Origin of the sequence: Anaerostipes sp. AF04-45 (assembly GCF_003461725.1) — a bacterium.
GTDB classification, from domain to species: Bacteria; Bacillota; Clostridia; order Lachnospirales; family Lachnospiraceae; genus Anaerostipes; species Anaerostipes caccae.
This window is the reverse complement of record NZ_QTXQ01000003.1, coordinates 347,983-371,211: the sequence shown is the minus strand read 5'-3', so window position 1 is coordinate 371,211 and position 23,229 is coordinate 347,983. Positions and strand designations below refer to the sequence as shown.

The 23,229-nt window shown below is 41.8% G+C and carries 22 protein-coding genes and 1 tRNA gene; 10 read left to right on the top strand and 13 right to left on the bottom strand.

Annotation, left to right across the window (positions count from 1 at the left end; translation table 11 throughout):
• Positions 1-150: 150 nt before the first annotated feature.
• The 3 genes from DWV34_RS06815 to DWV34_RS06805 all read right to left on the bottom strand — a co-directional run bounded on the left by DWV34_RS06815 (position 151) and on the right by DWV34_RS06805 (position 3,491).
• Positions 151-238, bottom strand: a tRNA-Ser gene (locus tag DWV34_RS06815).
• A 287-nt stretch (positions 239-525) separates the two neighbouring features.
• Positions 526-1,995 carry a xylulokinase gene (xylB, locus tag DWV34_RS06810; RefSeq protein ID WP_118475790.1) on the bottom strand — a complete coding sequence of 490 codons (1,470 nt, stop codon included), beginning with the start codon at positions 1,993-1,995 and terminating at the stop codon, positions 526-528.
• A 20-nt stretch (positions 1,996-2,015) separates the two neighbouring features.
• Positions 2,016-3,491 carry an L-fucose/L-arabinose isomerase family protein gene (locus DWV34_RS06805; RefSeq protein ID WP_009290251.1) on the bottom strand — a complete coding sequence of 492 codons (1,476 nt, stop codon included), beginning with the start codon at positions 3,489-3,491 and terminating at the stop codon, positions 2,016-2,018.
• Positions 3,492-3,871: 380 nt separating this feature from the next.
• Here DWV34_RS06805 and DWV34_RS18090 point away from each other — a divergent pair, with 380 nt between their 5' ends.
• Both DWV34_RS18090 and DWV34_RS17615 read left to right on the top strand, forming a co-directional pair.
• Positions 3,872-4,081, top strand: coding sequence for an Rpn family recombination-promoting nuclease/putative transposase (locus DWV34_RS18090; RefSeq protein ID WP_233444286.1), 210 nt, complete (start codon positions 3,872-3,874; stop codon positions 4,079-4,081).
• Complete coding sequence (locus DWV34_RS17615) at positions 4,072-4,455, top strand: hypothetical protein (RefSeq protein ID WP_227032543.1); 384 nt, start codon at positions 4,072-4,074, stop codon at positions 4,453-4,455. The genes DWV34_RS18090 and DWV34_RS17615 overlap by 10 nt, the downstream gene beginning before the upstream one ends.
• Before the next feature lie 85 nt (positions 4,456-4,540).
• Here DWV34_RS17615 and DWV34_RS06795 read toward each other — a convergent pair whose 3' ends face one another.
• The 9 genes from DWV34_RS06795 to dnaA all read right to left on the bottom strand — a co-directional run bounded on the left by DWV34_RS06795 (position 4,541) and on the right by dnaA (position 15,253).
• Entirely contained in the window at positions 4,541-5,149 is a 609-nt protein-coding gene (locus DWV34_RS06795) for a DUF4867 family protein (protein ID WP_009290248.1), read from the bottom strand.
• A gap of 155 nt (positions 5,150-5,304) precedes the next feature.
• Entirely contained in the window at positions 5,305-5,865 is a 561-nt protein-coding gene (locus DWV34_RS06790) for a Fe-S-containing hydro-lyase (protein ID WP_006565395.1), read from the bottom strand.
• A gap of 12 nt (positions 5,866-5,877) precedes the next feature.
• On the bottom strand, positions 5,878-6,720 hold the full coding sequence (locus tag DWV34_RS06785; RefSeq protein ID WP_006565394.1) for a fumarate hydratase: 843 nt from the start codon (positions 6,718-6,720) through the stop codon (positions 5,878-5,880).
• Between the two features lie 77 nt (positions 6,721-6,797).
• The gene (gene gyrA / locus DWV34_RS06780; protein ID WP_006565393.1) at positions 6,798-9,284 is read right to left on the bottom strand and encodes a DNA gyrase subunit A; all 2,487 of its coding nucleotides are present in this window, start codon (positions 9,282-9,284) and stop codon (positions 6,798-6,800) included.
• A 15-nt stretch (positions 9,285-9,299) separates the two neighbouring features.
• Positions 9,300-11,222 carry a DNA topoisomerase (ATP-hydrolyzing) subunit B gene (gyrB, locus tag DWV34_RS06775; protein WP_006565392.1) on the bottom strand — a complete coding sequence of 641 codons (1,923 nt, stop codon included), beginning with the start codon at positions 11,220-11,222 and terminating at the stop codon, positions 9,300-9,302.
• Positions 11,223-11,231: 9 nt separating this feature from the next.
• Complete coding sequence (gene recF, locus DWV34_RS06770; protein WP_118475788.1) at positions 11,232-12,317, bottom strand: DNA replication/repair protein RecF; 1,086 nt, start codon at positions 12,315-12,317, stop codon at positions 11,232-11,234.
• Positions 12,318-12,328: 11 nt separating this feature from the next.
• On the bottom strand, positions 12,329-12,538 hold the full coding sequence (locus tag DWV34_RS06765; RefSeq protein WP_006565390.1) for an RNA-binding S4 domain-containing protein: 210 nt from the start codon (positions 12,536-12,538) through the stop codon (positions 12,329-12,331).
• A 13-nt stretch (positions 12,539-12,551) separates the two neighbouring features.
• Complete coding sequence (dnaN, locus tag DWV34_RS06760; protein WP_006565389.1) at positions 12,552-13,655, bottom strand: DNA polymerase III subunit beta; 1,104 nt, start codon at positions 13,653-13,655, stop codon at positions 12,552-12,554.
• A gap of 254 nt (positions 13,656-13,909) precedes the next feature.
• The gene (gene dnaA / locus DWV34_RS06755) at positions 13,910-15,253 is read right to left on the bottom strand and encodes a chromosomal replication initiator protein DnaA (protein ID WP_006565388.1); all 1,344 of its coding nucleotides are present in this window, start codon (positions 15,251-15,253) and stop codon (positions 13,910-13,912) included.
• Between the two features lie 429 nt (positions 15,254-15,682).
• On the opposite strand from dnaA, the gene rpmH reads away from it, so the two are divergent.
• From rpmH to rsmG, 8 genes are read left to right on the top strand one after another with little or no spacing between them, the layout of a single operon-like run.
• Entirely contained in the window at positions 15,683-15,817 is a 135-nt protein-coding gene (gene rpmH / locus DWV34_RS06750) for a 50S ribosomal protein L34 (RefSeq protein WP_006568113.1), read from the top strand.
• A 52-nt stretch (positions 15,818-15,869) separates the two neighbouring features.
• Positions 15,870-16,217 (top strand): ribonuclease P protein component, encoded by a 348-nt coding sequence (gene rnpA / locus DWV34_RS06745; protein ID WP_118475786.1) that lies wholly within the window; start codon positions 15,870-15,872, stop codon positions 16,215-16,217.
• Positions 16,214-16,456, top strand: a complete 243-nt coding sequence (yidD, locus tag DWV34_RS06740; protein ID WP_006568116.1) for a membrane protein insertion efficiency factor YidD — start codon at positions 16,214-16,216, stop codon at positions 16,454-16,456. Before rnpA ends, yidD begins: the two co-directional genes overlap by 4 nt.
• Positions 16,456-17,448 (top strand): YidC/Oxa1 family membrane protein insertase, encoded by a 993-nt coding sequence (locus tag DWV34_RS06735; protein ID WP_227040697.1) that lies wholly within the window; start codon positions 16,456-16,458, stop codon positions 17,446-17,448. The genes yidD and DWV34_RS06735 overlap by 1 nt, the downstream gene beginning before the upstream one ends.
• Position 17,449: 1 nt before the next feature.
• Positions 17,450-18,226 (top strand): RNA-binding cell elongation regulator Jag/EloR, encoded by a 777-nt coding sequence (gene jag / locus DWV34_RS06730; RefSeq protein ID WP_009290243.1) that lies wholly within the window; start codon positions 17,450-17,452, stop codon positions 18,224-18,226.
• Between the two features lie 55 nt (positions 18,227-18,281).
• Positions 18,282-19,655 (top strand): tRNA uridine-5-carboxymethylaminomethyl(34) synthesis GTPase MnmE, encoded by a 1,374-nt coding sequence (gene mnmE / locus DWV34_RS06725; protein WP_039946904.1) that lies wholly within the window; start codon positions 18,282-18,284, stop codon positions 19,653-19,655.
• A 2-nt stretch (positions 19,656-19,657) separates the two neighbouring features.
• On the top strand, positions 19,658-21,541 hold the full coding sequence (gene mnmG / locus DWV34_RS06720; protein WP_009290241.1) for a tRNA uridine-5-carboxymethylaminomethyl(34) synthesis enzyme MnmG: 1,884 nt from the start codon (positions 19,658-19,660) through the stop codon (positions 21,539-21,541).
• Positions 21,542-21,549: 8 nt separating this feature from the next.
• A complete protein-coding gene (gene rsmG, locus DWV34_RS06715; RefSeq protein ID WP_118475784.1) occupies positions 21,550-22,260 on the top strand; it encodes a 16S rRNA (guanine(527)-N(7))-methyltransferase RsmG in 711 nt (236 codons plus the stop codon).
• On the opposite strand, the gene DWV34_RS06710 is transcribed toward rsmG, so the two are convergent.
• Positions 22,257-23,207 (bottom strand): alpha/beta fold hydrolase, encoded by a 951-nt coding sequence (locus DWV34_RS06710; RefSeq protein ID WP_009290239.1) that lies wholly within the window; start codon positions 23,205-23,207, stop codon positions 22,257-22,259. The genes rsmG and DWV34_RS06710 overlap by 4 nt on opposite strands.
• Positions 23,208-23,229 lie beyond the last annotated feature (22 nt).

Genomic DNA, 23,229 nt, shown 5'->3' with positions numbered 1-23,229 from the left:
TTTCAAGGTTGTCTTATTGTTCAATTATCAAGGTTCTGCTGTCGTTTTTTGTCGTTTCTCTTGCGACAGCTATATTAGAATATCATATTTATTTTTCTGTGTCAACAACTTTTTTCATTTTTTACAAATTCTTTTTTGAATTTATAAAAACGGAGAAGGAGGGATTTGAACCCTCGCACCGCGCAAACGGTCTACACCCTTAGCAGGGGCGCCTCTTCAGCCACTTGAGTACTTCTCCAAAAGCGCCTAAACAATTATGTTATGATACTGCGTCTTCATGTGACGCTTGAATATATTATCAAACTCCCAACTCTTTGTCAATAGATTTTATGAAATAATTTATTAAAAATTGGAATATAATTCTTTACTACTATATATAGTAGTATTAGCATGTATTTCTCACAACTTCCAGATTTCCTGAATATGAGTTTTGATATATCTGACTTCCCGTAAACTGCTTTTCCCCGCTGCTGTAAAGAACAAACAGCGGAGAAAAGGTGTATTTGCTATATTACTTTAAATAATTCAGAGCATTGGATAAAGGAATTTCAGATTCGGATAAATCTGTCTGAAAATCTTATATCGTTTTTCGTACTTTTTGACCAGTTCTGAATCGGGCTTTACTGTATCCACGACTTTCACCAATTTCTTTGCTGCCTCTTCCACAGAATCGTACTCGCCGCATCCGACTGCCGCAAGAATCGCGCCGCCATATCCCGGACCTTCTTCGCTTTCTATAATATCAACTTCAAGATTCAGGACATTAGCCATGATTTTTCTCCAGAGCAGACTCTTTGCTCCTCCTCCGCAAATCGTTGTTCTCTTGATATCAATTCCCAGGGATTTTGCCACTTCCAGTGAGTCTCTCATTGCAAAAGCAACACCTTCCAACACTGCCAGTGTCATATCTGATCTCTTTGTGTCCATAGACATACCGATGAATGCCCCTCTGGCATCCGGATCATTATGCGGAGAGCGTTCTCCCATCAAATATGGAAGGAAAAACACATGGTTTTCTCCAAGATTCTGAACAGATTCCTGCTCTTTTCCATACTCTTTTGTTCCAATAATATCTTCCATCCACCATTTATTACAGGATGCGGCACTCAGCATACAGCCCATCAAATGAAAATGTCCGTCCGCATGTGCAAAAGAATGAAGAGCATTATTTTCATCCACTCCGAAGTTTTTGCTTGAAATAAAAATAGTCCCCGATGTTCCCAGGGAAACATTACATCTGCCGTCCCCCACGGTTCCTGTTCCGATGGCCGCTGCCGCATTGTCCCCTGCGCCTGCTATAATTTTTACATTTTGGGGAAGTCCCAATTCTCCTGCAGCTTCAGGCGTTATTGTGCCCACTGCTTCATAACTCTCGTAAATATCCGCCACTTGTTCTCTCTTTATACCGCAGATATTCAGCATTTCTTCCGACCAGCATTTATGTTCCACATCAAACAGAAGCATTCCTGATGCATCTGAGACATCAGTACAAAACACACCGGAAAGACGATAGGCAAGATAATCTTTTGGCAGCATAATTTTATGAATTTTTCTGAAATTCTCAGGCTCGTGTTTCTGCATCCATAAGATCTTAGGCGCGGTAAAACCTGCAAAAGCAATATTGGCAGTGTACTGAGACAATTTTTCTGTGCCCACCACTTCATTTAGATACTTACATTCTTCTGCCGTCCTGCCGTCATTCCACAGAATTGCGGGACGGATGACATGATCATCTTTGTCCAAAACGACCAGGCCGTGCATCTGTCCTCCGAAGCTGATGCCCTTGATCTGATTTTTATCCACAACATCCCGGACCAATTCACGTATTCCATCCACAGCAGCATTCCACCAGTCCACAGGGTTCTGTTCTGACCACCCTGGTTTTGGAAATGAAATTGGATACTCTTTGGAAATAATCTTACAAATCTCACCCTGCCCGCTCATTAACAACAGCTTCAGTGCAGAAGTCCCCAAGTCAAGTCCTATGTAATACATCTTTCAGCTCCTTTCCACCATTATGCAAATGGATTCTCAGACGGATACAGCATTCCCTTCGGCCGGTTAAAATCGAGCTCCGTCTGCTCCACTCCCAGATACTTAAATACCTCAAACAGAAGTTTTCCAAAATGTCCGAACGCAACTGCTCCGTGATGCGGGAAGTTCTTTTCTATCAGTATATGACGGTAAAATCTTCCCATTTCCGGTATGGCAAAAACACCAATCCCTCCAAAGGATCTTGTCCTCACCGGGAGTACTTCTCCCTGCGCGATATATGCTCTTAATTTTGCATCTGATGTGCTCTGAAGCCGGTAAAATGTAATGTCTCCCGGTATGATATCACCTTCCAGTGTTCCCTGTGTAGATTCCTCGGGCAGCGTTCTCGTCATGATCAGCTGATTTTTCATTTCGCAAAAAGAAAGCTTTTCTGAAGCCGTATTTCCACAGTGGAATCCCATGAACACGTCTCTGCGGCTGTATTCATAATTACCTTTGATTTCTGTCTCATACATGTCATCAGGCACTGTGTTGTTAATATCCAGAAGAGTCACAATATCCCCGCTGACTGCCGTGCCGATAAATTCGCTCAAAGCTCCATAAATATCCACCTCACAGGACACCGGAATTCCCTTTGCTGTCAGCCTGCTGTTCACATAGCACGGAACAAAGCCGAACTGAGTCTGAAAAGCAGGCCAGCACTTCCCTGCAATGGCCACATACTTCCTGGAACCTCTATGCTTATCGATCCAATCCAGGAGGGTCAGCTCATACTGTGCAAGTTTAGGCAGTATCTGAGGTTTTTTATTTCCCTCTCCCAGCTCCTTCTCCATGTCCTTTACAACATCCGGAATCCTCTCATCACCCTCATGTGCCTTAAAAGACTCAAACAAATCCAGTTCAGAATTTTCTTCAATCTCGGCTCCCAGATTATAAAGCTGCTTGATCGGTGCGTTGCAGGCTAGGAAATCCTGTGGTCTCGGACCGAAAGAAATAATCTTTAAGTTACGCACGCCGATCACTGCCCTTGCCACCGGTACAAATTCATGAATCATGTCTGCTACTTCCCCGGCAGTCCCCACCGGATATTCCGGAATATAAGCCTTTACATTTCTAAGCTTTAAATTATAGCTGGCATTGAGCATACCACAGTAAGCATCACCCCGGTCATCGGTCAGCTTATCCTGTGTCTCTTCGGCTGCCGCCGCAAACATCACCGGTCCGTCGAATTCTTTGGCCAGTAATGTCTCAGCCGTCTCAGGTCCGAAATTCCCCAGATAAACAACCAATGCGTTGCATCCTGCTTTTTTAAGCTCTTCAAGGGCTTTCTTCATGTCCAGTTCATTTTCAATACAAGTCTCACATTCAAAGATTTCCCCGTATTTCTCCCGATAGGCTTTTGCAGCAAGTTTTCTCCTGTTCTCGGACAGTGACATAGGGAAACAATCCCTGCTGACCGCTGCAATTCCTAAAACTACTTCTGGTATATTTTCCATAAACGTCCCTCCTGGTCAATGGATTTAAGTAATTATGATATCTCTTTTATTTTACCACTGTCATACCAAAAGAGCCACAAAAACAAGACTATCATCACGCTTATGGTACACTGTTTCGTTCTGCTGCGCCAAATGACTGTATTCCTATTTTGTTCATAATATTTTCCCTTTCTGCAAAAACAGCATATGACCGCTAAAACTATTTTTTACAGGTACTAAAATAATTGAATCAGACAAAGAATAAATAATTTTATGTTAAATATTTATATTATAATATTGTAAAATAATTGTTCTTTCATGATAAACTAAAGGAGATAAAACAAAAGATAAAGAAAAATATTTTTGTATCCTTAAAAAATGACTATGCTTTCACTCAAGTTATGAAGCAACCTAAAGTCATAAAATGCTTTTTGATCAGTATCCTTCACATTCAGCCTGAAAGGATCAGAAACATTCGTATAAAAAACCGGTATTTGCCTAAGGATCTTCCGGAAGAAAAATTGTCTATTCTGGATTTATACACAATTATTGAAGACATAGGGAAGATCAGCGATATACCCTATACAGCGACCAATGGGAAATTCATGTAATTGAATTAAAAAAACTGAGCCAATCTGCAGTAAAACATAATCATAAATCCCTATATGAGTGGGCATGCCTTATCAATGCCGACAGAGAGGAGGAACGTATGATAATTGAGAAAGATCCCTATATCGAGGAAGCCGTCAAAGAACTGGAACGCGATCCTGAACGCATGGATGAATACCTCTTCAGCCAGAAAAATCTATCCGATTACGCTACACAGATGAAATTCAGCAAAGAATTAGGAAAGGCTGAAGGTGAACATATACTTGCCTCTCTGATCCAGAAATTATTTCTGGATGGAAGAATTGAAGATGCCAGGCTTGCTGTCGATGATGAAAATATGAGAATAAAACTTTATAGGGAATATCATTTGATATAATAATTTGTATTTAATATCATCTATATAAAAATATAAAAAAAACAGCACCAAATTAAATTGGTGCCGTTACTGGTACTGACTTGTATTACACTGCTTCCGTATCACCCTTGAGACCGTAAAATGCCCCTTCAATATCGGAATCTTTATGAGCAATCAGCCACTTGTTCCTTGCAAACAAAATCTTATCCTTTTCCGTTCTTACTTTCGTACCAAATGGTTCACTTGTATGTTTTGGTGCAATACAGATAAGCTTAAACCCATATCCGTTTACGTTGCATGGAGCACAGTGAAGTACGCCGCAGTTTAACTCCACGGCTGTGCCCTTCGGGACAAAAAACGCTTCCATTCTGGATGTATGATACTCATGATTTGGTTCGATATCCTGGCTCAGACCCAGGTACATGACACAGTCTGTTGCTGCAATATGTATGACTTTCGACTTGTGATATTCTACGCCATGAATTCTGTGATTATGCCCGCTCATATATCCGATCTGCACCGGAAGTTCATGAAACAGCTGGCACTGAATTTTATGGCACACCGGCAGTTTCTCCATCTCTTCGACAGACAGCTGTTCTTCCAGATATTTTGAAGCCTTTATACGGTCCATATACTGTTTCAGCTGGCTGAAATCAAAATCTTCTATTACTCTCCCATATTTATTAAATTCGGGGTCAAAAATATACCTTAACATATTATCTGCTCCTTCTTGTTTTTCATTGCTGAGTTTATAAAGAAAATTCATCTTCAATATTCTACATAATACTACCATAAATTACATAAACATTTCTTTTCATTTTCTTTAAGTTTTTGTGAAGTACAGGTATATTGTTGACAATATTTTAAATATTATTCCAAAAAGTTTGCTTTATAATCTACTACTGCCGTCTCATACAAATTATTCCCATGGCTGTCAATCACAACGATTACCGGAAGATTCTCAACTTCAAGCTTCCGAATTGCCTCTGTTCCCAAGTCTTCATACGCAACGACCTCAGATTTTTTGATACACTTTGACAAAAGTGCTCCTGCCCCCCCTACTGCTGCAAAATAGACTGCGCCATTTTCTTTCATAGATTCGATCACGTCCTCAGACCTTTTGCCTTTTCCTATCATGCCCTTTAATCCAAGAGAAAGCATGCGCGGAGTATATTTATCCATGCGGCTGCTGGTCGTAGGTCCTGCCGAACCGATTACCTGGCCTTCCCTGGCTGGTGTGGGGCCGAGATAATAGACAATCTGATTCTTTAAGTTTACCGGCAGTTCCTTTTTTTCTTCTGCCGCTTCATACAGCCTCTTATGAGCCGCGTCTCTGGCAGTATAAATGGTTCCGGTTAAGTAAACATAATCTCCTGCCCGCAGATTTTTCAGTTCATCGGCTCCGGCGGGTACTGTTACATATTTATCCATCTCTCTAACTCCTTATAAAACCCGATGTACATGTCGGTTCACATGACAGCATATATTTACGGCAAGAGGCATTCCTGCGATATGTGTCGGATAAGTCTCAATATTTACTCCAAGGGCAGTGGTGCTGCCTCCCAGTCCCCCCGGACCAATTCCCAGCTGATTGATCTCCTGTAAGAGTTCTTCTTCCAGGATACGGATATGTTCTTTCTCAGATCTCTGATCAAGGTTTCTGGTCAGCGCTTTTTTTGCCAGAAAAGCTGCTTTTTCAAAGCTGCCCCCAAGACCCACTCCGACGACCATCGGCGGACAGGCATTCGGTCCTGCATCCTTCACGGCTTCTAAAACAGATTTCCTGACACCTTCCGCTCCGTCTGCCGGTTTCAGCATAAATACCCGGCTCATATTTTCACTTCCGAATCCCTTGGGAGCTACTAAAATTTCAAGTTTATCCCCAGAAACGATATCGATATGCACAATCGCGGGTGTATTATCTTTCGTATTTTCCCTTATCAGAGGATCTTTCACGACAGATTTCCTCAGATAACCTTCTCTATATCCCTGTCTGACCCCCTCATTGACCGCATCGTGGAGGTCCATGCCCTCAATATGCAGATCCTGGCCAATATTTAAAAATACCACAGCCATCCCCGTATCCTGACAAATCGGAATTTGTTCTTCTTGGGCAATTTTCATATTTTCATTGAGCTGGGATAAAATCTGCTTTCCAAGCGGAGTCTTTTCTGTCTCTTTTGCATTTTTCAGCCTGCATTTCATATCTTCTGATAAGGTCAGGTTGGCTTCAATACACATGTCCCTGATACTGCGGATCATCTCATCTGTATGGATCGTTCTCATATTTCCTCCAAAAAATCATTCTGTGATACGCGAAGTCAGAGCACAGACTGCTGATGCCATGCTCTGACTTTTGATCTTTATTCTGTTTCTTCTTCTGAAGTTTCGCTCTCTTGTTCCACTTCTTCATCCCGTACTTTTGCCAGGCTTGCCACAATCACATTGTCGTCTAAATTCATGAGCTTGACTCCCGATGTATTCCGTCCAAGCATAGAAATTCCATCGACTCCCATCCGAATCACAACACCTTCCGTAGTGATCATCATGACTTCATTTTCTTCATCCACAGCCTTGACTCCGACCACATCTCCTGTTTTCTCAGTGATCTTGTAGCAGCGGATACCCTTTCCGCCTCTGTGCTGAGGAGTAAATTCAGTCATGGCAGTCCGTTTTCCCATTCCATTTTCAGACACAAACAGCAATGCTTCACCCTGGGAATTCAGCTGCATGCCGATGACTTCATCGTCTCCATCTAAGTTGATTCCTCTTACACCCATGGCTGTTCGTCCTATAGATCTGACATCTGTCTCATGGAACCTGATGCACTGTCCGTTCTTTGTCACAAGAAATACATCCTGGTCATTGTCTGTAAATTTCACTTCGATCAATTCGTCATTTTCTTTCAGCGTAATCGCCAGAAGTCCTGTCTTTCTTATATTTGCATACTCCATGATCGGTGATTTTTTCACAACCCCGCTCTTGGTAGCCATAAACAGGTAATGATCCTCTTTATATTCATTGATCGGGATGACCGCCGTTATCTTTTCCTCCGGCTGCAGCTGGATCAGATTCACGATCGCCGTACCTCTGGCCGTCCGGCTGCTCTCCGGAATCTCATAGGCTTTCATCCGATACACTCTTCCCATATTTGTAAAAAACATAATATAGTGATGGGAAGTTGTCATAAACAATTCCTCAATATAATCCTCATCAATGGTCTGCATTCCTTTAATACCTTTTCCGCCTCTGTTCTGGCTTTTGAAGGTATCCACCGTCATACGCTTGATATATCCGAGTTTTGTCATAGTGATGATCGTATTTTCTCTTGGAATCAGATCTTCCATGGAAATATCGTCTACATCAAATCCGATAGAGGTCCTTCTCTCATCCCCATATTTGTCACGGATCAGAACCAGTTCATCTTTGATCACTCCCAAAAGAAGTTTTTCGTCGGCAAGAATCGCCTTTAATTCTGTGATCTTTGCCATCAGCTCATTATATTCTTTTTCAAGCTTGGCGCGCTCCAAACCGTTCAGCGCACGCAGCCTCATATCCACGATTGCCTGTGCCTGTGCATCGGTCAGGGCAAAACGCTCCATGAGCTGTGTCTTCGCCTCCGTGATATTTGCTGCTGCCCGAATGATCTTGATGACTTCATCAATATTGTCCTGGGCAATGAGCAGACCTTCTAAAATATGAGCCCGTTCTTCTGCCTTATTCAGCTCATATTTTGTCCTTCTGGTCACAACGTCCTTCTGATGTTCCAGATAATAATTGAGCATGTCAAACAGATTCAGGATCTTAGGTTCATTGTTTACCAATGAGAGCATGATAACTCCGAACGTATCCTGCATCTGGGTATGCTTAAACAGACGGTTAAGGACGACATTGGCATTGGCATCCCTACGCAGCTCAATACAGATTCTCATGCCGGTACGGTCAGATTCATCCCGTATTTCTGTAATACCGTCTACTTTTTTATCTTTTACAAGCTCTGCAATCTTCTGAATGAGTCTCGCTTTATTGACCATATAAGGAAGTTCGGTTACGACAATTCTCTGTTTTCCGTTGGCCATCGGCTCAATATCCGTGACGGCACGGACTTTAATCTTTCCGCGTCCTGTCCGGTATGCCTGACTGATGCCCGCTTTTCCTAAAATCGTCGCCCCAGTCGGAAAATCCGGTCCTTTTACGATATCTAATAACTCTTCAATATCTGTAACCTGGTTTCTCTCCACCTGATCATCGATAATTTTTACAACTGCATTGATCACTTCCGTGAGATTATGAGGCGGAATATTCGTAGCCATTCCGACCGCGATTCCCTGTGTACCGTTGACTAAAAGATTCGGAAACCTTGACGGCAGCACCTGGGGCTCTTTTTCCGTCTCATCGAAGTTCGGAATAAAGTTGACCGTATCTTTACCGATATCGGCCAAAAGTTCCATGGAAATTTTGCTGAGCCTTGCCTCCGTATAACGCATGGCAGCGGCGCCGTCTCCGTCCACAGAACCAAAATTTCCGTGGCCGTCTACCAGAGGATAACGGGTCGACCACTCCTGAGCCATATTAACCAATGCCCCATAGATAGAACTGTCACCGTGAGGATGATATTTACCCATAGCATCCCCGACGATACGTGCACACTTACGGTGCGGTTTATCCGGCCCGTTGTTCAGTTCGATCATCGCATAGAGGATTCTCCTCTGAACCGGCTTCAGCCCGTCCCTTACATCAGGAAGGGCCCTTGCAGCGATAACGCTCATGGCATAATCGATGTAGGAATTCTCCATTGTCTGCTTCAGATCAACGTCATGAACTTTATCAAAAATTGTATTCTCGTCCATATATTATATTCCTTCCTATACGTCCAGATTCTGGACATATTTTGCATTGGCTTCAATAAATTCACGCCTCGGTTCCACCTGATCACCCATCAGTGTCGTAAATGTCAGGTCAATTTCAGATGCGGAATCCTCATCGATGGTTACCCGCAGCAGCACTCTTTTATCCGGGTCCATAGTAGTATCCCAGAGCTGTTCTGCATCCATCTCACCCAGACCTTTATAGCGCTGGATCTTGTTATTATTGTCTCTTCCGATCTCATTGACAATATTGTTCAATTCCTGATCAGAGTAAGCATACCAAAACTTTTTATTTCTCTCCACACGGTAAAGCGGCGGCTGAGCCATATATACGTATCCCTCCTTGATCAGATCCGGCATGAACCTGTAAAAGAACGTAAGGAGAAGCGTTGCAATATGGGCTCCGTCCACATCGGCATCTGTCATAATAATAATTTTATGATACCGTAATTTCTCAATATCAAAATCATCATGAATGCCTGTGCCGAAGGCTGTGATCATTGCCTGAATTTCTTTATTCATCAGAATCTTATCGAGTCTGGATTTCTCTACGTTAAGAATTTTTCCCCTCAGAGGAAGGATTGCCTGGGTTGCACGGGATCTGGCCGTTTTTGCGGAACCTCCCGCAGAATCACCCTCGACGATATAAATCTCACAGTTTTCAGGATTCTTGTCAGAACAGTCCGCCAGTTTTCCGGGCAGGCTGAACCCGTCCAAAGCAGTCTTCCTTCTGGTAAGATCTCTTGCTTTTCTGGCAGCATCTCTGGCTCTCTGCGCCAAAACTGCTTTCTCACATATAATCTTTGCAACTGCCGGATTTTGTTCCAGAAAATAGGTAAGCTGCTCATTGACAATGCTGTTGACTGCTCCTCTGGCTTCGCTGTTTCCAAGCTTTTGTTTTGTCTGACCCTCAAACTGAGGCTCGCCAAGTTTAATGCTGATGACGGATGTAAGTCCCTCACGGATATCTTCTCCGGAAAGATTACTCTCATTTTCCTTCAGCAGCTTATTCTTTCTTGCATAATCATTAAAGGTTGTTGTCAGCGCGTTTTTAAAGCCGGACAGATGGGTTCCCCCTTCCGGCGTAATAATATTATTGACAAAGCTTAAAGAGTTTTCGTTATAGGAGTCATTGTGCTGCATAGCAACCTCCACATAAACCCCGTCTTTTTCTCCCTCACAGTAGATTACCTGATCATAGAGGGCTTCTTTTCCTCTGTTTAAATAAGTGACAAACTCCTTAATCCCGCCTTCATAGTGGAATACTTCTTCGACAGGTTCTTCCTGACGGTCATCTCTGAGAATAATTCTCAGGTTTTTCGTCAAAAATGCTGTCTCACGCAGACGCTGTCTCAACACTTTATATTCAAATATTGTTTCTTCGAAGATTGTATCATCGGGCAGGAAGCTTACTTCGGTTCCGTTTAATTCAGTCTCTCCCACAACCTTCAGAGGATAACATACTTTTCCCTTTTCATATCGCTGATTATATATTTTCCCATCTGTATGAACATTGACTTCCAGCCAGTTGGACAGAGCATTTACTACGGATGATCCCACACCGTGAAGTCCTCCGGAAACCTTATATCCTCCGCCTCCGAATTTTCCTCCTGCGTGAAGAATTGTAAATACGACTTCCACGCTGGATACGCCCTTTTTCTTATTCATCCCTACCGGAATCCCTCTTCCGTTGTCACGCACCGTAACAGAATTATCTTTGTTCAGTGTCACATAAATCGTATCACAGTAACCTGCCAGTGATTCATCGACCGCATTGTCCACAATTTCATATACCAAATGATGAAGCCCTTTGGCGGATGTACTTCCAATATACATTCCGGGCCTTTTTCGTACAGCTTCCAGTCCCTCCAGGATCTGAATCTGATCCGCACCATATTCTCCTTTTTTCTCAGTGCCCATACGTTCCTCCTAATTTTCTCTGACAATTTTACCTAATTTGACCTGAAACATTTTGTCAATCTGCAGATGACTGTTAATAAATTCTTCCAGCCCTGTGCATGTGATCAAAGTCTGAATGTCTTTTATACTGTCCAAAAGATAATTCTTCCGGCTGCTGTCCAGTTCTGACAGCACATCATCCAGGAGCAGAATCGGTGTCTCTCCGGTCTGTCTTTTTACTAACTCAATCTGAGCAAGTTTCAATGAAAGGGCTGCTGTCCTCTGCTGCCCCTGTGACCCAAATTTGCGGATATCAATTCCATTTACCAAAAATTCAATATCATCGCGGTGAGGCCCTGCCCCTGTGGAAGCATATTTTAAATCAATCTCTCTCTTTCTCTGTAAAACGGTCAGAAATTCATCATAGTTTACACTATAATCATATTTCAAAACAATTTTTTCTTTTTTTCCCGTCAGATTCTTATGGATCTCCCTGATGATCTCATTGAGATCCTCAATAAATTTCTGCCGGTACCGGATGACCTCCGATCCATACTTGACAAGCTGGAGATCCCAACTGTCTAATGTATCCAAAAGTTCACGCTGGTAAGCCAGCTGCTTTAGTAAGTTATTCCTCTGTGCCATCACCCTGTTATAGCTGGAAAGCTGATGAAGGTACATTTTTTCAAGCTGTGAAAGCTCAATATCTAAAAACTTTCTCCGCTCAGAAGGCCCGTTTTTTATAATACTCAGATCTTCCGGCGAAAAAAATATGACAGGGACAAAGCCAAGAAGATCGCTGGATCTCTTGATGGGAATCCGGTCAATGGCCGCACCCTTTGTCCTGCTCTTTTTCAGATGCATGTCAATCTGGTGCCCAATGTCCTGTTTCATCAGATGAATCCTTATATGGGATTCATTTTCTCCGAAACGTATGATCTCCTTATCCTTGCTTCCGCGGTGGGACTTGGTTGTTGCCCCCAGATATACTGCCTCAAGGATATTCGTCTTCCCCTGCGCATTATCACCGTACAAGATATTGGTGCCGCTGGAGAACTCAATGATCAGACGGTCATAATTCCGATAGTTTTTTAACTCTAAAGACTGAATATACATAAGGCACCCGATTATTTCACAATTTTTACAGCCTGTCCGTCAAATTCGATGACTTCTCCGCCGTACAGCTTTTTTCCCCTTCTCGTATCAATCTCTCCATCGACACTGACCAGTCCGTCCTGAATGACGATCTTTGCCTCCACCCCTGAACTTACAAGACCGGCAGCCTTCAATGCCTGGCCGAGTTTTATATACTCTTCACTCAATTTAATCTGCTCCATCAAGATTTCCTTTCTAGTGATTGAAATTTACCGGAAGTATTAAGTAAATATAGGATTCCGAATCATCCTTGATAAAGCAGGGCGCCTTCGGATTGACAAGGTATATATTGATTTCCTCATCATCAATGACACGCAGTACATCCATCAAAAATTTTGGATTAAATCCAATCAGGATATCCCTTCCCTCTTTCTGAATCAGGATGTTTTCCTCCATTGATCCGAAGAAAGATGAAATACTCAGCTCCAGAGAATTATCAGTGATATTGATAACGATAGGTTTCTTGTCAGATTCTCTGATCAAAAGACTGGCACGGTCAATACAGTCCAAAAATTCCTTTTTGTTGATCGTGATCTTCGTCTCATAATCACTGGACAGCATCTGACTTATCTTATAGTATTCCCCTTCCAAAAGTCTTGAAACAACTCTGGTCTGATCAAATTCAAATAAGATATGCTTATTCGTCACGTAAATTATAACATCTTTTTCCGCATCACCTGAAATAATTTTTGTAATTTCCTGAAGTGTCTTTCCTGGAACGACAACTTTAAAAGAATCATAACTCTCTTTTAATTCAATGTTTCTGATGGAAATTCTGTGTCCGTCCAGCGATACAACATTTAATTTTTTGTCTTCAACCTCAAACAGCTCACCTGTCATGAGTTTATTATTTTCATTGTCAGAAATAGAAAATATTGTCTGCCTGATAACTTCTTTCAGAGTAAACTGAGACAAAGTGATGCTTTTTTCTTTTTCAATTTCCGGAAGATATGGGAATTCTGATCCTTCCTGTCCCACAATATGAAAACATGCTTTTTCACAAGTGATAGTTGCTTTGTAATCAGAATCTGTTTCGATCGTAACATCATTATCCGGCAGTTTTCTGACGATCTCAAAAAATAACTTGGCATCCAGAGCGATTTTTCCCTGTTCTAAAATATTTCCTTCTATGTTTGTCTCGATGCCCAGTTCCATGTCATTTGCAGTCAATGTAATTGTACCGGCACTTGCCTCCATAAGAATGCATTCAAGAATAGGAAGTGTTGTCTTATTGGAAACAGCTTTGGATACAATGCTGACACCGGAAACCAGGTCGCTTTTATTACAAACGATTTTCATATTGTGTATAACTCCTTTCAGGTTCAAAAATACTTAAATATATATTAAAAATCCGCAGTATAAGCCGTAGGGGCTGTGGATTTGTGAATAACCCTAAAAAACGGCTTAATTTAAGGCTGAATCAGGGTTAATAACTTGTTAAAAAGCCACGGATAAAGCTTTCATAACTCGAAGGTTATCAACAAGCCTGAAATTAAGGTTTTCATTATCAACACAAAAGACACAGGTTATCCACAACATTGTGTGTATAAGCCTTATGAAGGGTTCATTTTTTTAATAATAACGTCAAGGGTCGTGGATAAAGAAGAATCTTTCTGTAAATCCTTCTCAATCTTCTCTGAACCATGAATGACCGTAGAGTGGTCTCTTTTTCCGAGATACTCACCTATTTTTACAAAAGAAGTATCCGTAAGTTTCTTGCACAGGTACATACAGATCTGCCTTGGATATGCGATATCATGGCTTCGTTTTTTGGATATAATATCAGCCGGCTGGATGTTAAAATGTTCAGCCACCGTAGTGATGATCAGATCTGGTGTAATTTTTACAACAGTATCATTGTCCACAAGGTCTTTTAGGGCAATTTTAGCTAAATCAAGATCAATCGGTCTTTTTTCGAGTTTGGAATATACCCTGATCTTGTTCAGTGCTCCTTCCAGTTCTCGAATATTCGATTTAATGTTTGAGGCTATGTAGTCAAATATAGCATCGTCGATATAAATGTGATCCAGTTCGGCGCGTTTTCTTAAAATCGCGATTCTCGTCTCATAATCAGGAGGCTGAATATCTGCCGTCAGCCCGCAGCCAAAACGGGTCCTCAAACGTTCTTCCAAAGTCTCGATTTCTTTCGGAGGCTTATCGGAAGATATGATAATCTGGCTTTTGGAATTATACAGAGCATTAAATGTATGGAAAAACTCCTGCTGGGTGCTGTCTTTACCTATTATAAACTGAATATCATCGATCAGGAGTACGTCGATGGTCCTGTATTTGTTTCTGAGCTCTTCCTGTTTGTTGTGATGGATCGCATTGATGACTTCGTTGGTGAAATCTTCACTGGTCACATACAGGACCTTGAGTTTGCTGTTATTTTCCATAATGTAATGGGCGATTGAGTGCATCAGATGGGTTTTCCCCAATCCGGCGCCGCCGTATAAAAAAAGCGGATTGTAAGCTTCCGCCGGAGCTTCTGCCACAGCAATGCAGGCGGCATGAGCCATCTGGTTGTTTGTTCCGACGACGAAACTGTCGAACGTATATCTCGGATTTAAGTTATTGGAATCCTGAAGCTGGGTATCCGTGCGGGATGCAGGAGCCTTTTTCTTCTTAGCTTCTTCCAGAACAAAAGAAATTTCGTATTTTTTACCTGTGATATCCTGAATGGCCAGAGAAATATAAAAGTCATACATCTTACTTTCAATAAAATGTATGCCTCTGGCATCAAAATTACTGTTCAATGACAAAACAATCTGATCGTCTTTCACTTCTTTAATATTGAGGGGTTTAATCCAGGCGTTGATGGCAGCACTTGAAATATCGTGTTCCTGTTCAAGTTTTAACAAAACGTCATCCCAGATCGCTTCGATTTTTTTCTTCATTGATTTTTACGGACCTCTTTCTAAATAAGTTTAAAAAAATACACTATTACTAGTGTATAACAAAAGAATTTTTTTTTCAATGTTTCTTTCATATAATAAGTACAATCATAATACAATATATGTTGTCTGTGAAAAACTGTGGATAAATTTATTCACAAAATAAACACTAGGAAATATCAGGGGTTTCGACACATATAAACATATGATAAACAAATATTTCACATAGTTTTCCACATGTTATCCACAAATTGTGTATAACTTTTTAGAGTCCTACAATATCTATGGATGGAATAACTTTATCGCAAAAAAACATAGAATTCTCTTGACTTATGCAGGTGATTTTGACTATAATGGGAGTGATGTTTTTTAGAAAATATATGGTTTCATATATAAAATTACTATTTTTTGATTAAGGAGGTGTTTCTAGACATGAAAATGACATTTCAGCCAAAGAAAAGACAGAGATCTAAAGTTCATGGTTTCAGAAAGAGAATGAGCACTGCTAACGGAAGAAAAGTTATTAAGAGCAGAAGAGCAAAAGGAAGAAATAGATTGTCAGCATAGGTCGCAGTGATGTGACCTTTTCTTTTCTCTAAATAATAGGGAAGGAAAAGATATGAAGCATTATCATTCATTAAGAACAACTAAGGAATTTCAGCAGGTATATAAAACCGGTAAATCAAAAGCAAACAGATATTTAGTTTTATACTGCAGGGAAAATCAGCTTAATTATAATCGTTTTGGAATCTCTGTCAGCAAGAAGGTGGGAAACAGTGTCGTGAGACACCGGGTGACCAGGCTTCTGAGAGAGAGTTACCGTCTTCGTGAGTCAGAGTTTAAGCAGGGATTTGATCTTGTAGTTATTGCCAGAAATATGGTTAAGGATGAAGGTTTTCACACGGTGGAAAGTGCTTTGCTCCATCTGATGAAGCTTCATCGTTTAAAAAGAGATGAAAAACATTGAAAAAGATTTTGATTTATTTGATACAGTTTTATAGAGCACATTTGTCTAAATTAAAAGGAAAAGGAACTTGCATTTATACTCCGACCTGTTCAGAGTATGCAGTTGAAGCACTGGAAAAACACGGCGCGCTGAAGGGAAGCCTTCTGGCTGTGTTTCGAATATTGAGATGTAACCCTTTTGCAAAGGGAGGATATGATCCTGTTCCGGAAGTGAGAAAGGTGAAAGGTAAAAAGAAATGATGTATTTGGCTCAAGCAGCCCAGGCAGGCAGCGGTGGATTATTGTCTCCGATTGTATGGGTTTTCGGCGAGATCATGAAGTGGATTTACAATGGATTATCAGCTGTCGGTATTGAGAATCTTGGATTGTGTATTATTTTGTTTACATTGATTTCAAAGTTGATTATTTTTCCGCTGACGATCAAGCAGCAGAGAAGTATGAAGATCAACCAGGTGGCACAGCCTGAAATGATGAAGATTCAGAAGAAATACCGTGGTAAGAGAGATCAGGCATCTATGATGAAACAGCAGGAAGAGATGCAGAAAGTCTATGACAAGTATGGGACAAGCCCTACCGGAGGATGTGCGACTACATTGATCCAGTTTCCGATCATCATGGCTCTGTATTATGTAGTCAGAAATCTGGAAGGTTATATTCCTAACATTCCTAAGAGTGCGTATGAATTTGTTCTTGGAATTAACATTCAGAATACACCGGGATTCAAACTGAGTATTTATCTTATTATCCCGCTTTTGTCCGCTTTCTTTCAATATTTAAGTGCACGTACATCTATGGCAGACATGGATTCAGATAATCCGGCGGCAGGTATGTCTAAGAATATGATGCTGATGATGCCTATTATGTCTTTATTCATGTGTATCACTCTTCCGGTGGGAATTGGTATTTACTGGACTGCAAGTGCAGTTTTCCAGTGGGTACAGCAGATTTTGATCAATAATTACTATAATCATACAAACATGCAGAAGATCATTGAGAAGAGCAGAGAGAAAGCAGCCAAGAAGAAAGCTAAGAAAAAGGGTCCTTCAATGTATGAAAAAATGATGGGTGCTGCAAACGGCAGTACACCGTCAGAATCATCCCAGGATAATACGATCAGCAGCATTGCAAAGAAAAAAGTCACAAAAAATGTAGAGTATAACACAGAATCCCAGGGAGGAATTGCATCTAAGGCAAATATCGTGAAGAACCGGATGGATAAAGGGGGAAAATAAAATGGCAGTAACGCGTTTTACTGGCAAAACGGAATCTGATGCGGTTATGAATGCGGCCATGGAGCTGGGAATTCCGAGCACAGAAATTCAGTATGCAGTGATTGACAAAGGGAGCAACGGATTTTTAGGACTCTTTAAAAAGCCGGTGATCATTGAATTGACGGAAGAAGAAAAACCGGCTGAGCCTGTAATGGAAGATAAACCTGAGAAAACAGCGGAGGTGCAGGCTGCTCCAGAAAAGAAAAAGAAACAGGTCCAGGAACCCAAGAAGGCTGCCAGTGAGAATCCGAAAGAAAAAGTTTATAAACGCCCGGATAATATTGATCAGATCATAGACGACACAGAAGCATATCTGGATGAAGTATTAAAGGCGATGGGACTTGTTCCTAAATTAAATCTTTATTATAATACGACCGGAAATGTGCTGAATATTAATGTTACCGGTGAAAAGATGGGCGCTCTGATCGGAAAGCACGGACAGACACTGGATGCACTCCAATATCTCACGAGCCTGTTTGTGAATAAAGAAAGCGAAGCTTTTATTAAAGTAAAGCTTGATACGGAGAATTACAGGGAGCGCAGACAGGAAACTTTAGAAAAGCTTGCGCTCAGCATTGCAAATAAAGTGAAGAAGACAAAAAAACCGGTTCATCTGGAGCCTATGAATCCGAATGAACGCCGGATTATCCATTCTGCACTTCAGAGAGATCCTAAGATCGTGACAAAAAGTCAGGGAAAAGATCCTTACCGCAGAGTGGTTGTCATGCTGAAAAAATAATGAATTTGGGTTGCCTTTTGCGGCAGCCCTTTTTTGCCTTGCGGAGGACATTGAAATGGGAACAGATACAATCGCAGCGATCGCTACACCGCTGTCCAGCAGCGGGATTGGGATTATAAGAATCAGCGGGCCGGAAGCCATAGATATTGCTTCTGAAGTATTCCGCCCGAAAAGAGAAAAAGATATAAAAAAGGCAGCCACTTATACGGCTCATTACGGACATGCAGTGAAGGACGGAAAGGATATTGATGAATGTATTCTTCTGATTATGAAAGGTCCTCATTCCTATACTGCCGAAGACGTGGCGGAGATCAACTGTCACGGCGGAGTCGTCGTGATGAAAAAAATACTGTCTTGTATCATTGAAGCCGGGGCGAGGCCGGCAGAACCGGGTGAATTTACAAAACGGGCATTTTTAAACGGGAGGATTGATCTTTCCAGAGCAGAGGCCGTAATGGATCTGATTCACTCCAAAAATGAATTTGCCATGGAAACATCCTTAAAGCAGTTAAAAGGAAGTCTTTCTGAAAAAATTCGTTCTTTGAGAAAAGAGATTGTTCATAGTGTGGCGTTTATTGAATCCGCATTGGATGACCCTGAGCATTATTCTGTAGACGGATTCTCTGAACAGCTGAAAGTACAGGTAGAGCACGCCAGGGATGACATTCAGAAGTATCTTGATTCATCCGACAACGGGCGTATATTGAAAGAAGGTATTCACACGGCAATTGTGGGAAAACCCAATGCCGGGAAGTCTTCGATATTAAATGTCCTGCTGGGTGAAGAAAGAGCTATTGTCACAGATATCGCAGGAACTACAAGGGATACTCTGGAAGAGTCGATTCAGATCAACGGGATTCCGCTGAATGTGATCGATACGGCGGGTATTCGGGATACGGATGATGTTGTTGAGAAGATCGGTGTGGATAAAGCGAGAGATTCGGTGATAAAAGCGGATCTCGTCCTCTATGTTGTGGATACTTCGGTTCCGCTGACAAAAGAAGACGAGGAAATTATGAAGCTTCTTAACGGAAAGCAGGTAATTGTACTGTTAAATAAATCAGATCTGGAAACAAAAGTTTCTGAAAGTGAGTTTCTTGACAGAGGATTCCAAAATATCGTTCCAGTATCGGCGAAAAGTCTTTACGGACTGGAAGATCTTTATGAGAGGATCAATGATCTTTTCTTTAACGGAAGGGTATCGTTTAACGACGAAGTATACATTACAAATATGAGACATAAGAAAGCGCTGGCAAATGCAAAGGACAGCCTTGATCTGGTTCTGAAAAGCATCGAGGACCGGATGCCGGAGGATTTCTTTTCGATTGATCTCATGGATGCCTATGAGGAACTTGGCTATATTATTGGGGAGTCTGTGGGCGAGGATCTGGTAAATGAAATATTTGCAGAATTTTGTATGGGTAAATAGAGATGAAAAATTTAGAAGAATTTTATGATATTGTAGTTGTAGGTGCGGGCCACGCAGGCTGTGAGGCGGCATTGGCCTCAGCGCGCCTTGGATTTAAAACAATTTGTTTTACAGTGAGCATGGACAGCATAGCCCTGATGCCGTGTAATCCGAATATAGGAGGAAGCTCCAAGGGACATCTGGTAAAAGAGATCGATGCTCTTGGCGGTGAAATGGGTGTGAATATAGATAAGACTTATATTCAGTCCAAAATGCTGAACCGTTCCAAGGGACCAGCTGTTCATTCCCTCAGGGCACAGGCGGATAAAAAGATGTATTCCATGGCTATGACACAGACAATGGGAAATACAAAAAATCTTACGGTCAGGCAGGGAGAAGTGACACAGATTCTGACACAGAACGGCAAAGTCACGGGAGTAAAAACTTACTCGGGTGCGGTTTATCATGCGAAAGCAGTGATCCTCACAACCGGTACTTACCTGAAAGCCAGGTGTATTTACGGAGATGTGAGCAATGAGACTGGGCCTAACGGTCTTCAGGCTGCCAATTATCTGACACAGTCTCTGAAGGATCTTGGAATTGAAATGCGCCGGTTTAAGACTGGAACTCCGGCCAGAATTGATAAGAACAGCATTGATTTTAATAAGATGGAAGAACAGTTCGGGGATGATAAAATTGTTCCGTTCAGTTTTACAAATACTAGAGAAGATATACAGAGAGATCAGATTTCCTGCTGGCTGACTTACACAAACGAGGAGACGCATGAGATCATCCGTGAAAATATTGGGCGTTCCCCATTATTTTCAGGTGCCATTGAGGGTACAGGCCCCCGGTATTGCCCCTCTATTGAAGATAAGATCGTAAAATTTCCGGATAAAAACCGGCATCAGGTTTTTATTGAACCTGAGGGTGAATATACGAATGAGATGTATGTGGGGGGAATGTCAAGTTCTCTGCCTGAAGACGTCCAGTATGCCATGTACCGCAGCGTGACGGGGCTTGAAAATGTTAAAATCATCAGAAATGCATATGCTATTGAATATGACTGCATCAATGCAACACAGCTGAAGCCTTCTTTGGAATTTAGGAAAATAGGAGGGCTGTTTTCAGCAGGACAGTTCAACGGAAGTTCCGGATATGAAGAGGCAGCTGCCCAGGGACTGATCGCAGGCATAAATGCTGCGAGAATGATCCAGGGAAAGGAATCTCTGGTCCTTGACCGCTCCCAGGCTTATATTGGTGTTCTGATCGATGATCTTGTGACAAAGGAGACGAGTGAGCCGTACCGTATGATGACTTCCAGGGCAGAATACAGGCTTTTGCTGAGACAGGATAATGCGGATCTCCGTCTTTCAAAAATAGGATATGAAATGGGGCTAATCAGTGAAGAGAGATATCAAAACCTGCTGGAGAAAGAAGCGCGGATAGAAAAAGAAATCAATCGGCTCAGCCGCGTAAATGTCGGGGCTTCAGGAAAGGTTCAGGATCTGCTTTCAAAATGTCAGAGCACGGAGTTAAAGTCTTCTGCGACTATGGCAGAACTGATCAGGAGGCCGGAGCTCACTTATGATATGCTTTCTCCCATTGATCCGGACAGGCCCGAATATCCTGAGGATGTGAGAGAACAGGTGAATATTAATATTAAATATGAAGGTTATATCAAACGCCAGCTTTCTCAGGTGAAACAGTTTAAACGCTTAGAGAAGAAGAAAATCCCTGAGGGAATAAAGTATGAAGATATAGGAAACTTAAGGATTGAAGCAATACAGAAGCTGTCTAAGATACGTCCTGCATCGATTGGACAGGCGTCCAGGATTTCCGGGGTATCCCCGGCAGATATTTCGGTTCTTCTCATTTATTTGGAACAGCTTCATCAAGGGGCTTAGGAGTGTATATGATTAGTTTAAGAGAAAAAGCAGAAGAGTTAGGAATTGCATTGACAGACAGGCAGCTTGCTCAGTTTGAAATATATTATGAATTACTGACAGAGAAAAATAAGGTAATGAATCTTACTGCGATCACTGAGAGAGAGGATGTGATCCTCAAGCATTTTGTGGATAGTCTGGCATTGGTGAAGGCGGAGTGTGGATTTTCTTCACAAAAAATTCTCGATGTAGGGACGGGAGCAGGATTTCCGGGAATTCCTTTAAAGATTGCATTTCCTGGATTAAAGATCGTACTTCTGGATTCCCTGAATAAGAGAGTTAAATTTTTGCAGGAAGTGATCGATGCTCTGGAACTGCATGATATTACGGCAGTCCATGGAAGGGCGGAGGACTACGCCAGGCAGAAGGAATACCGTGAGCAGTTTGACCTGGTTGTTTCCAGGGCAGTTGCCAACTTGAGCACGCTTTCGGAGTATTGTCTTCCCTATGTAAAGGTATCAGGAATGTTTCTTCCTTATAAATCCGGCAGGATCGAAGAAGAAATGAGAGAAGGAAAGCATGCGGTATATCTCCTTGGTGGAGAGATTGAAGATGTTGTGTCATTTGTACTTCCGGGTACAGACATGGAGAGGACTATTCTTAAAATAAAAAAACAAAAGGCAGCCCCGAAGCGCTATCCGCGCAAAGCAGGGCTGCCGTCAAAAGAGCCGATCCGTTAAAAAAAGATTTTGCAGGCTTTCAGGACTTCATCGGGATTTTCCAGATGAGGCAGGAGTTTTGACCCTTTTATAAAATGATATTCAACGGAAGGATTCAATACCTGGTACTGTTCAATGGTGTTTTCGGCTTCTGGCGTATGATCTCCCATGAGGAAGTAAATACTGTGGTTTAAATTTTTTATGGATGGAATCAGATTACAATTCAGGTAGTCTGAGATGAGGCTTGCATACAAATATTTTGTGTCTGATCCACATTTGTGAGCGGATTCATGACAGATATCCACATATTTCTGCTTAATGTCCTTAGGTCTGTGGAAATATTCCCGGGCAAGTTTTTTCTGGATCATTGGTCTGCTGTGCAGGATATTGTAAGTGAGTGTGCCGATGATCGGAAGCTCCATAAAATATTTGAGTACTTTTTTGCGGTTCCCGGGATAACGCCCTGCCTTTGTCATATTTTCAGGATTGATCATCATGAGCCGGCTGAAATTCCTGGGTTCTGTGTAGCATGCCAGAAAGATCAGAGATGATGACTTTCCGCTGGAGATGATGTCAGTCTTTGTGCCGATTACATTTTTGATAAAATCATTGATCAGCTGAACATAAAGATAGCTTGTATAAGTGATCCGCGGTTTGTCGGAACGGCCGCATCCCAGAAGATCCAAAGTATAGACCGTATGTGACCTGGAGAGTTCTTCTTTTATTTTATAAAATTCCAGTTCTGAGCTGCAGTTGTTCAGATCGTGAATGAGGAGAAGCGGAGAACCGGTTCCATGTTTTGTATAGTAGAGACTGCCGAATCTCCAGGAGTAAGTATTGCCGTATTTGGAGAACAGAGCATCCTTCATGGAGGATAGTGAGAAGACAAGCTTATTTATCAGATATACACATATTGTTGAAACAGTTGTAATGGTGGCCAGATTTCGCAGTTTTTTATAGAAACGCATACAGAGTCTCCTTTCTAATTTA